The organism is Borrelia turicatae 91E135, from assembly GCF_000012085.2.
In the GTDB taxonomy this organism is placed as follows: domain Bacteria; phylum Spirochaetota; class Spirochaetia; order Borreliales; family Borreliaceae; genus Borrelia; species Borrelia turicatae.
In genome coordinates this window covers 18,297-31,769 of sequence record NC_008710.1, presented here as the reverse complement: position 1 = coordinate 31,769, position 13,473 = coordinate 18,297, and the positions used below count along the sequence as shown (strand labels likewise).

At 29.1% G+C, this 13,473-nt stretch carries 15 protein-coding genes; 11 read left to right on the top strand and 4 right to left on the bottom strand.

The window, feature by feature from the left end; all coding sequences use genetic code 11:
• Positions 1–71: 71 nt before the first annotated feature.
• On the top strand, positions 72–596 hold the full coding sequence (locus BT0_RS00170; protein WP_011771998.1) for a P13 family porin: 525 nt from the start codon (positions 72–74) through the stop codon (positions 594–596).
• Positions 597–811: 215 nt separating this feature from the next.
• On the opposite strand, the gene smpB is transcribed toward BT0_RS00170, so the two are convergent.
• A complete protein-coding gene (gene smpB, locus BT0_RS00165; RefSeq protein ID WP_011771997.1) occupies positions 812–1,261 on the bottom strand; it encodes an SsrA-binding protein SmpB in 450 nt (149 codons plus the stop codon).
• Positions 1,262–1,263: 2 nt separating this feature from the next.
• Positions 1,264–2,733: an SUMF1/EgtB/PvdO family nonheme iron enzyme gene (locus BT0_RS00160; RefSeq protein ID WP_011771996.1), complete on the bottom strand. Its 1,470-nt coding sequence runs from the start codon at positions 2,731–2,733 to the stop codon at positions 1,264–1,266.
• A gap of 191 nt (positions 2,734–2,924) precedes the next feature.
• Here BT0_RS00160 and lepB (BT0_RS00155) point away from each other — a divergent pair, with 191 nt between their 5' ends.
• From lepB (BT0_RS00155) to BT0_RS00145, 3 genes are read left to right on the top strand one after another with little or no spacing between them, the layout of a single operon-like run.
• Positions 2,925–3,905, top strand: a complete 981-nt coding sequence (lepB, locus tag BT0_RS00155; protein WP_011771995.1) for a signal peptidase I — start codon at positions 2,925–2,927, stop codon at positions 3,903–3,905.
• A gap of 2 nt (positions 3,906–3,907) precedes the next feature.
• A complete protein-coding gene (lepB, locus tag BT0_RS00150; protein ID WP_011771994.1) occupies positions 3,908–4,543 on the top strand; it encodes a signal peptidase I in 636 nt (211 codons plus the stop codon).
• Positions 4,533–4,964, top strand: coding sequence for a DUF188 domain-containing protein (locus BT0_RS00145; protein WP_011771993.1), 432 nt, complete (start codon positions 4,533–4,535; stop codon positions 4,962–4,964). Before lepB (BT0_RS00150) ends, BT0_RS00145 begins: the two co-directional genes overlap by 11 nt.
• Here the strand turns inward: BT0_RS00145 and bamB are convergent.
• Both bamB and BT0_RS00135 read right to left on the bottom strand, forming a co-directional pair.
• A complete protein-coding gene (gene bamB, locus BT0_RS00140) occupies positions 4,950–5,981 on the bottom strand; it encodes an outer membrane protein assembly factor BamB (RefSeq protein WP_011771992.1) in 1,032 nt (343 codons plus the stop codon). The genes BT0_RS00145 and bamB overlap by 15 nt on opposite strands.
• A gap of 6 nt (positions 5,982–5,987) precedes the next feature.
• Positions 5,988–6,623 (bottom strand): BB0027 family outer member beta-barrel protein, encoded by a 636-nt coding sequence (locus tag BT0_RS00135; RefSeq protein ID WP_011771991.1) that lies wholly within the window; start codon positions 6,621–6,623, stop codon positions 5,988–5,990.
• A gap of 159 nt (positions 6,624–6,782) precedes the next feature.
• Here BT0_RS00135 and BT0_RS00130 point away from each other — a divergent pair, with 159 nt between their 5' ends.
• From BT0_RS00130 to BT0_RS00100, 7 genes are all read left to right on the top strand, one after another.
• Positions 6,783–7,688: a bifunctional 5,10-methylenetetrahydrofolate dehydrogenase/5,10-methenyltetrahydrofolate cyclohydrolase gene (locus tag BT0_RS00130; protein WP_011771990.1), complete on the top strand. Its 906-nt coding sequence runs from the start codon at positions 6,783–6,785 to the stop codon at positions 7,686–7,688.
• On the top strand, positions 7,689–8,423 hold the full coding sequence (locus BT0_RS00125; protein ID WP_011771989.1) for a YebC/PmpR family DNA-binding transcriptional regulator: 735 nt from the start codon (positions 7,689–7,691) through the stop codon (positions 8,421–8,423).
• Between the two features lie 31 nt (positions 8,424–8,454).
• Positions 8,455–8,934, top strand: a complete 480-nt coding sequence (gene ruvC / locus BT0_RS00120; protein ID WP_041178403.1) for a crossover junction endodeoxyribonuclease RuvC — start codon at positions 8,455–8,457, stop codon at positions 8,932–8,934.
• Positions 8,935–9,021: 87 nt separating this feature from the next.
• Complete coding sequence (gene ruvA, locus BT0_RS00115; RefSeq protein ID WP_011771987.1) at positions 9,022–9,612, top strand: Holliday junction branch migration protein RuvA; 591 nt, start codon at positions 9,022–9,024, stop codon at positions 9,610–9,612.
• Positions 9,613–9,666: 54 nt separating this feature from the next.
• Positions 9,667–10,710, top strand: coding sequence for a Holliday junction branch migration DNA helicase RuvB (gene ruvB / locus BT0_RS00110; RefSeq protein ID WP_011771986.1), 1,044 nt, complete (start codon positions 9,667–9,669; stop codon positions 10,708–10,710).
• Positions 10,700–11,737 (top strand): tRNA preQ1(34) S-adenosylmethionine ribosyltransferase-isomerase QueA, encoded by a 1,038-nt coding sequence (queA, locus tag BT0_RS00105; protein ID WP_011771985.1) that lies wholly within the window; start codon positions 10,700–10,702, stop codon positions 11,735–11,737. The genes ruvB and queA overlap by 11 nt, the downstream gene beginning before the upstream one ends.
• A 68-nt stretch (positions 11,738–11,805) precedes the next feature.
• Entirely contained in the window at positions 11,806–13,470 is a 1,665-nt protein-coding gene (locus tag BT0_RS00100) for a diphosphate--fructose-6-phosphate 1-phosphotransferase (RefSeq protein ID WP_011771984.1), read from the top strand.
• Positions 13,471–13,473: the final 3 nt, after the last annotated feature.

Genomic DNA, 13,473 nt, shown 5'->3' with positions numbered 1-13,473 from the left:
AAGTATGTAATGAAGTATATGATGCAATATATACTGCAAACATTGAGCAGTTTATATTTGGGAGGTATTTTATGAAAAAAATATTGATTTTAATGTTAGTTTTCTTTTGTGCTTTTGTTAGTTTTGCCCAAAATCATGATGAGCTTGTGGGTAGTGGTGGCAACGTAGAAAAAATGTTACTTTATGAAACTTATAAAAAAGATGCTGTAGTGCCTTGTTTATTGAATCTTTTTGTAGGTTTTGGGATAGGATCTTTAGTACAAGGCGATATTACTGGTGGATTACTGAGTTTAGGCTTTGATGTTGTGAGTATTGGTTTGTTGAGTTATGGTACATATTCTATAATTGAATCTCATTATGAAAAAAAGGAAAAGCCAACAGTACTTGCTTTATCTTTAGCGGCGGTAGGGGGAGCTACTCTAGTTTTAACACGAATTATTGAAGCTGTACTTCCTTTTACATATGCGTCTAGTTATAATAGAAAACTTCAAGAGAATTTAGGAATAACATTGGGGGGATTGCAACCAGAAGTTGATATGAATTTTAATGAAGATGCTAGGTTAATGCTTGAAGTCTCTTTCACTAAGAGGTATTAATTATAAAAATCAAAATAAAAATTGAGTAATTGTAATATATTAATTATAATTACTCAATTTGTGAGAATTTTGGTAATATTTGTTTTTCATTACCTGTCAAAAAAGTGTGTCATTTTTTTAATTTCTAATGCTTTGTTATTGTGTAGTTTTTAAGTAAGTAATTTTTATTTGCGCTTTAAGATTATTGTATGGCTTATAAATTGTATTTAATTCATTTATCTATATTGTTTGATCTCACGATTTAAATCTTTTTTTATGCTTTTTTGTTTTAACACTTCTCTTTTATCAAATAATTTTTTTCCTTTACATACCCCAAGTTCTACTTTTATTAATGAATTTTTCAGATAAATCGAGATAGGAACTAATGTGTATCCTTCTTTTTCTTTAAATTTTTTTAGTTTTTGTATTTCTTTTTTTGTTAAAAGAAGTTTTCTGCGTCTTATTTCTTCGTGATTGAAGATATTACCTTCTTTATATTTTGCTATATGTAAATTTTCAAGCCATACTTCATCTTTTTTAATGCTGGCAAAGCTATCATTAAATGAAAATTTTTTTAATTTAATGGATTTAACCTCAGTTCCTTTTAAGATGATTCCACAGTTTATTTTATCTTCAATGAAGTAATTGAACCTTGCTTTTTTGTTTTCAAGCAGTAATATACTCACACCTATTCCTTTTCAATAACTAGTCTAAATCCAATGTTTGGTGAACACCAATGTTTTAGGAATGAAGCCTGAGTTGAAGGTTTAAGTGTTGAGTTGTTATTGTAATTGTATGTTCTAATCTCAGTGATTAGTGAGTTAAAGTTTGAATGTGCATAGTATATATCGTTTTCGTCTTGAAATAATATGGAGTCATTGATGTTTGGGTTTTGCATTAAATTCCAAAAGCCAACTTTTTTAGATATTTCATTTGTATTTAAACTTTCTATAGCTTTTGGTACTTCTTTTTGATATACTTCCCATTCTTGAGATATAGGGAGTCTTGCTTTAAATCCTTTAGGTAAATTTGAAGAATACCATTTAGCATATTCTGTTGCTGCATGATAAGATATATGAGTAATATCTTCATTTGAAGGCATTTGTTTAAAGGTTTTAAGGTAACTTTCATCTACAAGTTCTTCTTTTATTAAATTGTCTTTGTTGTTTAATGTCCATTTTGGATTTTCATTTAAAAATTTTTGATATTCGGTTTTAGTTACATTTCTGTTCTGGATTAAAAATTCTTTTAATTTATATGTAGTCTTGAGTGTGAGATTTTGGGAATATAATTTGTAATTTTGGGTACTTTCAATATTTTGTGGGGCTATCTTTTTAAAATCCTTTAGATGTAAATTTATATTTTTAGTTTCAAAGTTTAATATTTTATTTTCATTTTTTAGTTTTTCTATTAGTGTTTTAAACCACGTTTCGTTGGATATTTGTTTTTGTTGTTCTTTATCTAAATTTTCAAAAAACCAAATTATTGTCCTATTTTCCAAATTGAAGTTTTGTTGTAGAGATTTCCATATTTCTTTGCTGTTATTATTGTTTATTGAATACATATCTTTATATGCTATGAGAAAGTCTTTAAACATTGTATTTGAATGTATATGTGGAATGGATGTTTTAAAGAATTTCTTTATATGTTCTGGACTGTTCGGTAAGTCGTTTACAATTAATGAGAATACGGGAATTAATTGTATATTGTCGTTATTATTTTTAATTTTTGTCATAACTGAGAGTTCTTTTTGTCTTTGTGCAATGATCTTATCAGGATTTTTTAGTCTTAAATCAATGTTGAATTGATAGCTTGTGAAAAATTTATTTTGTATATCAATTTTCTTTTCATAAGTCTCAAATCCAAGCCTTTGAATTTTTAAGGTTCCTTTAGTAGTATTTATGTATTTTTTTAGTGGAGTTCTTCCAATGTATTTTTCGTCTAAGTAAACATGTGCATTATTGACATTGGTTTTTATCTTTAAGTATGCTCCAGGATTGTTTAATTTGGTATTTATGATTAAACTAAATACTAATATTAAAGGTAGGATAATTATTGTAAAGAAAACGTAAATTTTTGGGGTTATTCCTAATATTGGCTTTAATTTTACTGTAAGTAATTCCTCATTAATATCAAGACGATCATTCTCTTTGAGCATATATGATGATTATAAAAAAGTATGAAAAGAAATTCAATATTGCATGTATTTTTGTTTATATTAGTTAAAGAAAAATAAATATAGTTATTTATGATTGATTTCAGATTTCGTTCTTTTTAATAAAGCTTTGTGATTATGAAGATATTGATAATTATTGATTTTATGTATAATTTATTTTTGAGGATAAGTGTATGTATTTAGAAAAATTAGATAAGTTTGCTAACTTTTTAGTGAAGATTATTGAAAAATATTTAACTTATAGGAAAAAAAGGAAGTATTTTTATAAACTTAAAGCTAAAAGACGAGGATTTATGCTTAACTTTTTACTTGAACTTTTGGGTGCTTCGATTTTTGTTTTGGGAATAAATCAATATTTTTTACAAGCATATAGAATTCCATCAGGATCAATGGAAAATACTCTTCAAATTGGAGATTTATTATTTGTGGATAAATTTTCTTATGGACCTGAACTTTTGCCAGGAGTATGTAAAATCAATGGGGTAAAAGAACCAAATGAAGCAGAGATTGTGATTTTTGAAAATGTAGAATATGAATCAAAAGGGCTTTTTTTTGATATTTTGCATAGATTACTTTATATGTTGTCTTTTAGCTTTGTTGATCTTGATAGGGATGAAAATGGAAATCCTAGTGTTAGATTCCTTGTTAAAAGAGCGTTATTTGCGGATGGTAAGCTTGTAAGATTTCGAAATGGGACAGTGTTTGTTAGGAAGGAAGGCGAAGAAAGTTTTATAGAAGAAAATTCTTATAAAGCCTCATTAGGATATAATTTTGGTATTAAGAAGGTTATAGAAGATGTGGACTATAAGGTTTATGATAATCTTGCTATGTTTATTGCATTAAATCAATTGAGTGTTGATTTAGAGAATATATCTGATTTTTCATTTTTTAATGTTAGGGAAGTTGATAGATTTGAAATTGAAAGATTGGAATATCGTTATTTAGTAGCTTTCATGCCATATGTTGATTATTATATGGAAAAGGCAATAATGAGGGATTATGGAATATATGTGCCTTATGGATATGTATTGCCTATTGGGGATAATAGAGATAATTCTTATGATGGTAGATTTTTTGGTGTTATAAATAAAAGTAAAATTCTTGGTAGAGCTTTTTTTATGTATTTCCCTTTTTCTAGAATAGGTTTGATTTAAATATGGCAGCATATTTAACTTTTGAACAAAGACTTTTAAGAAAAAAGAGAAGACAAAATTTTCTTAAAATTATTCTGTTGTTTTTGGTATTAAATTATTTTTTTACAAAATTTGTCTTACAAATTTTTATTTTTCAAGGTGATGAAATGTTGCCTTTAATAACAAAAAATGATAGTTTGATTTTTATTTCAAAATATATGCGATCTTTTTTTGTTCCTTTGAAAGTAAATGATGTTGTGCTTTATGAAGATTCAAATTTAAGGAGAAATTTTATTTTAAATTTTTTCAGGGATTTATTTTTTTTAAACAAAATTTTTAATACAAGAAGTTATAAAATTGCAAAAATAGTTGCTACTCAGGGAGATTTAGTTTATGTTAAGGGTTTTGATATCTTGGTTCATAGGAGAGATGATAATTCTTATTATTTGAATGGTAATTTTATGAGTGGTTATAGATTAAATGATTTTTTTAACTTTAATGAAGTAATTAGGTGTTTTGCTTTAAAGAAAAATGAATTTTTTCTCTTAAATGAGAATTTAAAAATTTTAAATGATTCTAGAGTATTTGGACCTGTTGAACAATCCCATATTTTGTCTTTCTTAGTATTAAGGATAATGGATTATAAATTTGTTAAATAAGATTTTTGTTGATGCTGATTCTTGTAATTTACAAGTAATAAAATTTTTACAAAATTTTGTGTCAAATAGAAATGTGAGGCTTATTTTGGTTGCAAACAGGCATTTAAATTTAGAGATGTCAAAAAATACTTCTGTTAAAATTGCAAGAGATGTTGATTCTTTGATTTTAGAATTGATTGATAAGAATAGTATGGTGGTTACCAGGGACATATTATTTGTTAAAAACTTATTGAATTTGCAAATTAAAGTTATGAATGATGAGGGACAAATTTTTGATACAAATAATATAAATTATTTGTATTTTAGATCTAAATTAAACATTAATTTAGGTATTAAAGTTAAAAAATATTTTCATGAAGAAACTAATAAAGTTCGGTATTCAAATTTTGCAATGAATTTTTATCGTTTATTCTTTAATTAGTTTTTTATTTTCAATTTTCCATAATCCTTTTCCTTGGGTTAGTATGTAAATTGTTTTATTTGATGTGGGTATAATATCATTAAGTCTTGTTTTACTTAGTTGTGAACCATTATAAGAACCCGGTAATACAGATTGTGAAGGTGGTTGTAGATCGAATGTATTTTTATCTCTTACAAGTTCTACAAATCCATTATTACTGCCGATAAGTATTATTCCATCCACTTCTCTTGCAAAGTATGCAATAAATTCTCCTATGCCATCTCGATTGAATATTGGATCTTGGTAATTATTTGTGCTTGAGTATATTTTGAATTTGTGATCTGATGTATCATGATTTCTTCCGGTAAATACCAAAGTTTCTTTGGATCCACGGATACTTGTTTCTATTATTGCCATTATTTCATTTGTTGATTTAACATTTATAACTCCGCCACCTTTTAGTTTCCAAATTTTTGCAGATTTTCCTGTAATAGACTGCTGGTCATTTGAAATTTGATAAAATTTATCATTGTTAGTTGTGCTGTTGGGAGTTTGATTATTTCCATTTGTATCTAGAATAGTTTGATTTCCATTTTCTCCTAATGCTAGGATGAAAGCAGAAGTAATACCACTTGTTCCTATAGATTTTAAGAATTTAATTGGGATTAGATTTTTTTGAAATAGAAGTTTCCAATTATTGCTTTCAAGAGAGTAGAGTTCTAGTTGTCCATTTTTATTTTGAACTAATAAATATGTTTTGCCTGATATATTTACAAGGTCAATTACAAATTCATAAGAATTGCTAAAATTTACTCTTTCAACATTTCCATTTGATTTTTTAAATAAATGCATGGCTGCAACATAAAGAGTATCATTGACTAATGAGATGCCACTTGGACTTGAAGTGTCTAGAATGTTATTATTACTATTGATTTTTTGTAACTTGCTGAGCTGAGAAAAGATAGATTCACTTGAACATGATAAAACTAACATTATTAATATTATTATCATGAATTTTTTGTAACCTTTTTTATCCATATTTACCTACAATTTATTGATATTCACTATTACTGAGAGTGATATTAGTAAAAAATGTCCGATTTTAGCCATATTCCCAAGTTCAAACATTGTCCACCATGCAGTTGTAATTCCTAAAGCCCATTGGTAGTTGAAATTCCATAAAATTCCAGAACCAATAGACATTACAGGCATTGCATCAAAAGTTCTTAAATTTGAGATATTATCACTTTTATCTCCATAGGAGCTTAAAGAAAATCCTATATTTGAAAATATGGGTATCTGAAAGATCTCCCCTATGTCAAAGACATAGGCTGTTAGGAATGTGATAGGCACTGTACTAAATGTCTTACCTATGCCCGAATCAGGATTTAATAGGTTAAATGAATGATTGATATCAAAATTAAACATGTATCTAAGCTCAAAACCTATAGCTAAGTTGCTTAGGATGTGATATTTATATTTAAGTGCCCCAATTCCTCCTGGGTACAGATTGGAAGAAAAGACTTTTGATAAACTATGGTAGAAAAGGGGAATACCTAAGCTTAAATCTACTTCTATAATAGAATTCCCGTTTCTATCAATTGAATATGCTTCAATCCTGTTCACATTTGCATGCAATAAAAATAGTAAGGTGAGACCAACTAAAAAATTCTTTTTCATTATTCTCCATATTTCAAAAATTCTTTATTTAAAAGTTATTATATTGAAAAATATGTTTTATTACAATTAATTTTTGTGTGAATCTGTTTTTATTTATACTTATAATACAAGTATAGTATAATATATAATGTTTTGATCTAAATTGGTGAGGGAGCTGAGTTGAACAATGTTTTTGATGGTAAACTTTTTGCAAATCAATATTATTTATTACTTAAAGAGTTTTTAATTCATCATGATTTAGTGGATAAAGTTTCTTTAAAAGTGATTTTGGCAAATGATAACCCTGCAAGTAAACTTTATGTTGCTGTTAAGGAAAGGGTATCTAGAGAAATTGGTATTAATTTTCATGTTATTAAGTTAGCTGGTAATTCAGAACAAGATAATATTTTGACGTTGATCGAGGCTGAAAATATAAATGAATATACTGATGGGATTATTGTTCAGTTGCCTCTTGCTAGTGAAATAGATGTAAATATGGTTTTAAACAGTATAATGAGTACTAAGGATGTAGATGGACTTTCTGCTATTAACTTGGGCAAGTTAATTTCGGGTGATAGGAAAGGATTTATTCCTTGTACAGCTTTTGCTGTTTTAAAAGTTTTATTTGATAAGGGAATAGAAATTTCTGGTAAGACTGTTGTTGTGATTGGAAGAAGTTCTCTTGTTGGGAGGCCTATTTCTATCTTGCTTTCTTCTAAACCCTATGATGCTACTGTAATTACTTGTCATAGTAAAAGTACTAATTTAGATGTATATGTAAGACAATCAGATATTATTATTTCTGCTGTTGGAAAACCTAAATTAATAAAAGCTAGTATGATTGATGGATATCCTTATGTTATTGATATTGGTATTTCTAGAGTAGAGATTGATGGTAATAGTGTTCTTATAGGGGATGTTGATTTTGAATCAGTTAAAGAAAAAGTTAAGTTTATTACTCCTGTAGTAGGTGGAATCGGCCCTGTTACGGTTCTTATGTTGATGTTTAATACAATTAAGGCACATTTAATTAGGTATAATAAGTTTGATATTTTAGAAAAGTTAGAAAAGTTGGTGGAGGTTTGAATGTCTGGTCATAGTAAGTGGTCAACTATAAAGAGAAAAAAAGGTGCTCTTGATGCTAAGAGAAATAAGATTTTTACTAAACTAATTCGTGAGATAAGCATTGCTGCCAAGATGGGAGGAGGTGATATTGAATCTAATTCTAGATTGCGACTTGCTGTTAATAAAGCCAGAGTTTCTAATATGCCTAAGGATAATATTGAAAAGGCAATAAAGAAGGGCAGTGGGGATGATAATATAGGCTCTGAATATTTTGAGCTTACTTATGAGGCTTATGCACCCCATGGTGTAGCTTTAATAATTAAGTGCTTAACTGATAATAAAAATAGAACGGCAAGTGAGGTGCGGAGTGTTCTCTCAAAGAGCGGTGGTTCTCTTGGTGCTCCAGGTTCTGTATCTTATATGTTTCACAAAAAAGGATTAATTTCTTATAGTTTAGATAAATATCCTGAAGATGAAATAATAGAGCTTGCATTAGAAGCTGGTGCAGAAGATATTTATAGTGAAGGGTCTCAGATAGAAGTGATAACAAGTGCTGAAAATTTTGAAGCTATTTCATCTTTTTTGAGAACTAAGTTTGAGGAAGATATAGCAGAGATTGCTCTTATTCCTGGAAACAAGCTTTCTTTAAATAAAGAACAGATGGATAAAGTCCTTGCTCTTATTGAAAAATTAGAAGATTTTGATGATGTTCAAGAAGTTGTGCATAATTTAGAAATTATTGATGAGATTAATTAGTTTATCATTGAATTTTTTCTGAAAGTTGATTATGAGAATATTAGGTATCGATCCTGGACTTGCAAATGTTGGATGGGGAATTTTAGATAGGAAAGGTAGTAAGTACATGTATGTTCAAGATGGAACTGTCATAACTCATCCTTTTATGTCTTTGAAAGATAGGTTAAAATTAATTTCTGATGAAATTATTCTTATTATTGATAATTTTAAACCTGATGTTGCAAGCATTGAGAATATTTATTTTGCTAAAAATAAAAAAACGGCTATAAGTGTGTCTGAAGCACGAGGGGCTATTATTTTAACTTTTGCTTTGAAAAATTTAGATTTTTATGAGTATACTCCAATACAGGTCAAGAATTCAATTTCTGGGTTTGGTAGAATTGAAAAAGTACAAGTAAAATATGTTATTCGTATTTTACTTGGGATGAAACCCGATTTTATTTTTACTAGTGATCATAGTAGTGATGCATTAGCGCTTGCAATTTGTCATGGTAATTATCATATTTTGTGAAATTTAATTAAGGAAATGAAAGGTATGGTAAATAATTTGGATATAAATAAGGTAAGCTTGATTTTTTATGTATTATAGTTTAAGTCTATGATCAATAAGATTTGTGGTAAAATTGTAGAGAAAAGAGAGTCTAGTATTGTCATTGTAGCACTTCCCTTTGAATTTGAGATTTTAGTTAGTTCTTTTTGTAATGCAGAATTAGGGTTGCAAGAAGATGTTGAAATATTAACTTATCTTCATCTTCGAGAGGATGAAATTAGACTTTTTGGTTTTTTAAATGTATCGGAAAGAGAAGTTTTTGAAAAACTTATTAGTGTTGATGGAATAGGTCCAAAAGCGGCTTTGAGGATATTATCTGGGATAAAATATAATGAATTTAGAGATGCAGTTGAAAGAGAAGATGTTAAGCTTATTTCTAATGTCAAGGGCATTGGAAATAAAATGGCAGGCAAAATCTTTTTAAAACTTAGGGGGAAACTTGTTAAAGTTAATGAGGCAAGTTCAGGTGTATTGAAATTTAAGGAGCTTGAACAATCAATTGTTAATATGGGTTTTGATAGAAAATTGGTTGCAGCTGCTATTAAGGAAATTATGCTTATTGATGAGTTTTTAATGTTGAGACAAGTTGATCAAGAACAATTTTTGTTTAGAGAAATTTTAAGAAAGCTTTCAGGTTAAATTTTGAATTTTTAGAGGCTTATAATGGGTGTTTATTAAAGAGAGGGTGATTAGATGGATTTTGGAGGGGGATCTAAGTTTTTAAGTTCTGACAAGAATTTTCTGTATGATAGAAATGAGAGTGAACTTAGGCCAAAATCCCTTAAAGATTTTGTAAGACAATCTCATATTAAAGAAAATTTAAATATTTTTATAAAGGCATCTAGAGATAGAAATGAAGCGCTTGATCATGTTTTTTTAAGTGGCCCCCCAGGGCTTGGGAAGACTACTCTGGCTAGTATTATTGCTTTTGAAATGAATACTACAATTAAGATGACTTCAGCTCCAGCTCTTGATAAGCCAAAAGATATTGTTGGTATTTTAACGACGCTTGATGATAAGAGTATTTTATTTATTGATGAGATACATAGGCTTAAACCCGTAATAGAAGAGATGCTTTATATTGCAATGGAAGATTATAAGATAGACTGGATAATTGGACAAGGTCCTGCTGCAAGGACTGTAAGAATGCCAATTCCTAAATTCACTTTAATTGGCGCTACTACAAAGCCTGGAAAAGTGGCGTCACCGCTTTATGCGAGATTTGGAATTGTATTTAGATTTGATCTTTATAATGAAGATGAACTTGTGAAGATAATACAGAGAAATTCGATTATTTTAAATGTTAAATTGGAGGATAAAGCTGCCTGGCTTCTTGCAAGAAGTTCAAGAGGAACGCCTCGTGTAGCAAATAGGCTTTTAAGACGGATGAGAGATTTTGCACAAGTTGGTGGTTATGGTTTGATTACAGAGAGTATTGTGAGTTCTGGACTTGAAATGTTAAAAATTGATCATAAAGGACTTGATGAACAAGATAGAAATATTTTAAGGAGTTTAATACTGAAATTTAAAGGTGGACCTGTTGGTGTTGAAACTTTAGCAATTTCTGTTGGCGAGACAGCAGATTCTCTTGAGGATTTTTACGAACCCTATCTTATTTTAAAGGGTCTAATTGAGAGGACTAGCAGAGGACGCAAGGCTACTGATTTTGCATATTTTCATCTAAATTTGAATAAAAATAATCATGATGACTTAAATACTGGAGAATATGGATACTAAAGAATTTTATTTTGATCTACCATGTAAGTTAATAGCACAGTATCCAAGTGAGAAAAGAGGCTTGTCAAGATTAATGGTGCTAGATTCTGGAAATCAGAAAATTTATCATAATGATTCAATAAACGATATTTTTAAGTACATTAATAGCAATACTTTTTTGGTGTTTAATGATTCAAGGGTTAGGAAATCGAGAATATATGCCAAGACGGAGCATGGAGGTAGTATTGAGTTTTTAATTCTAGATAGATTGGCAGGGGATGAATTTACATCTTTAATTTCTAAGGCTAAAAAACAGAATATTGGCAAAGTTTATATGTTTCCTCAAGGTTTATTGGCTCAAATAATTTCAAAGACAGATAATGAATTTATAATTAAATTTAATAAGTGTGTGAGTGAGTCTTACTTTGAACAGCATGGACTTATTCCTTTGCCACCTTATATTAAGAGAAACTATGATAGAGCGGATGAGGAGCGTTATCGAACGATTTATTCAAAATATATTGGTTCATCAGCATCAGCTACAGCGGGGTTACATTTTAGTGAGGAACTGTTTTCTAAATTGGATGAAAATAATATTGAATACGATTTTATTACACTTCATGTTGGGCTTGGTACTTTTCTTCCTGTAAGAACTAAGACAATAGAGGAACATAAAATGCATTTTGAAAGTTTTTCAATAAAAAATTCTGTAGCGCTTAGACTTGAGGAGTCAAAGGCTTTAGGTAAGAAGATTTTGGCTATTGGAACTACTACTCTTAGAGCATTAGAATCTGCTTATGATAAGCAAAAAGGTTTTGTAAGAGGTGAACAAAAAACTAATCTTTTTATTTACCCAGGAAAGGGGTATGAATTTAAATTTGTTGATATGCTTTTTACCAATTTTCATACACCAGAATCAACTCTTTTAATGTTAGTCTCTTCGTTTGGTGGTAAGGATTTTGTATTTAGTGCTTACAGGGAAGCTGTAAAAATGAATTATAAATTTTTCTCTTATGGTGATGCTACTTTATTTTTAAATCATATGTAGATATTCATGGTTAATTATTTTACTATTTATTTAATAATAATTAGATACATCTTGAAAGGAGAAGGTATATGGTATCAGTTTTTCAAAAAGAAAGATATAAATATATTCCAAAACTGCCGAAAATTTTGGAAAATGATTTTCAAAATATTAGTGTGGTTTTTGGTGAAAAAACAGAAGCCCTTGGAGATAGAGATGCTTTAAGAGAAATTTTTAAAAATACTTATGGGCTTCCAGTTGTAAATTTTACTCAAGGTTCTTCAAATGTGGATTTTACAAGGGTTTTAAATGTAGGAATAATTCTCTCTGGTGGTCCTGCTCCTGGAGGGCATAATGTTGTTGCTGGCATTTTTGATGCGATAAAAAAATCTAATCCGAATTCAAAAATTTTTGGGTTCAAAGGTGGACCTTCAGGTTTATTAGAGGATAAAAAAATTGAGATTACACAAGAGTTAATAGATTCTTATAGAAATACAGGAGGGTTTGATATTGTATCTTCTGGTCGAACTAAAATAGAGACTGATGCTCAGTATGAACAGGCTTTGTCAGTTATTCTTAAAAATAATCTTAATGCTCTTATTGTTATTGGTGGAGATGATTCAAATACCAATGCGGCTTTATTGGCAGAGTTTTTTAAGAAAAAACATCATGATATTCAAGTTATTGGTGTTCCAAAAACAATTGATGCTGATTTGAGGAATGCACATATTCAGATTTCATTTGGATTTGATTCTGCTACTAAGACTTATTCTGAAATGATAGGCAATTTATGTCGTGATGCTATGTCAACTAGGAAATATTGGCATTTTGTGAAGCTTATGGGAAGAAGTGCATCTCATGTTGCTCTTGAGTGTGCATTAAAGACACATCCTAATATCTGCATTATATCTGAAGAAATTTTAGCAAAGAAGAAAACTTTATCGGAGCTTGTAAGAGACATAACTTCTGTTGTAGTAAAACGTTCTTTAAAAGGATATGATTTTGGTGTTGTTATAGTTCCTGAAGGTGTTATTGAATTCATTCCCGAAGTTAAATCTTTAATGATTGAGTTGTGCAGTATATTTGATAGTAATGAAAGTGAATTTAAGGGATTAGATGTTGAGGATATACGAAAAATTTTTATCTCTAAGCTTAGTGGTTATATGAGAGAAGTGTATGTATCTTTGCCTTTATTTATTCAAATTGAACTTGTAAATTCTGTTTTAGAGAGAGATCCTCATGGTAACTTTAATGTATCAAGAGTTCCTACTGAGAAACTGTTTATGGAAATGGTTAATGTTAGATTAGAAGAGTTGAGAAAGCTTGGTGAATATAGTGGTAAATTTGTTCCTATTGATCATTTTTTTGGCTATGAGGGTAGAAGTGTTGCTCCTTCAAATTTTGATAGTGATTATTGTTATAGTTTGGGATATAATGCAGCAATACTTGTTTTAAATGGCTTAACAGGTTATATGTCTAGTGTTAAAAACTTAAATAAAAATGCTACTGAATGGCTTGCAGGTGGAGTGCCTTTAACAATGATGATGAATATGGAAGAGAGATATGGTGTTGCTAAACCCGTTATTAAGAAGGCCCTTGTTGATTTGAAAGGAGCACCTTTTAATGAGTTTGTGAAGAATCGTGAAGAATGGGCAGTGAATAATCTATATGTTTCCCCAGGACCTATTCAATATTTTGGTGTTTCTGAGCTTGTTGATGAAGTGACTTTAACATTGAAATTAGAATTGGAAAATTAAAGT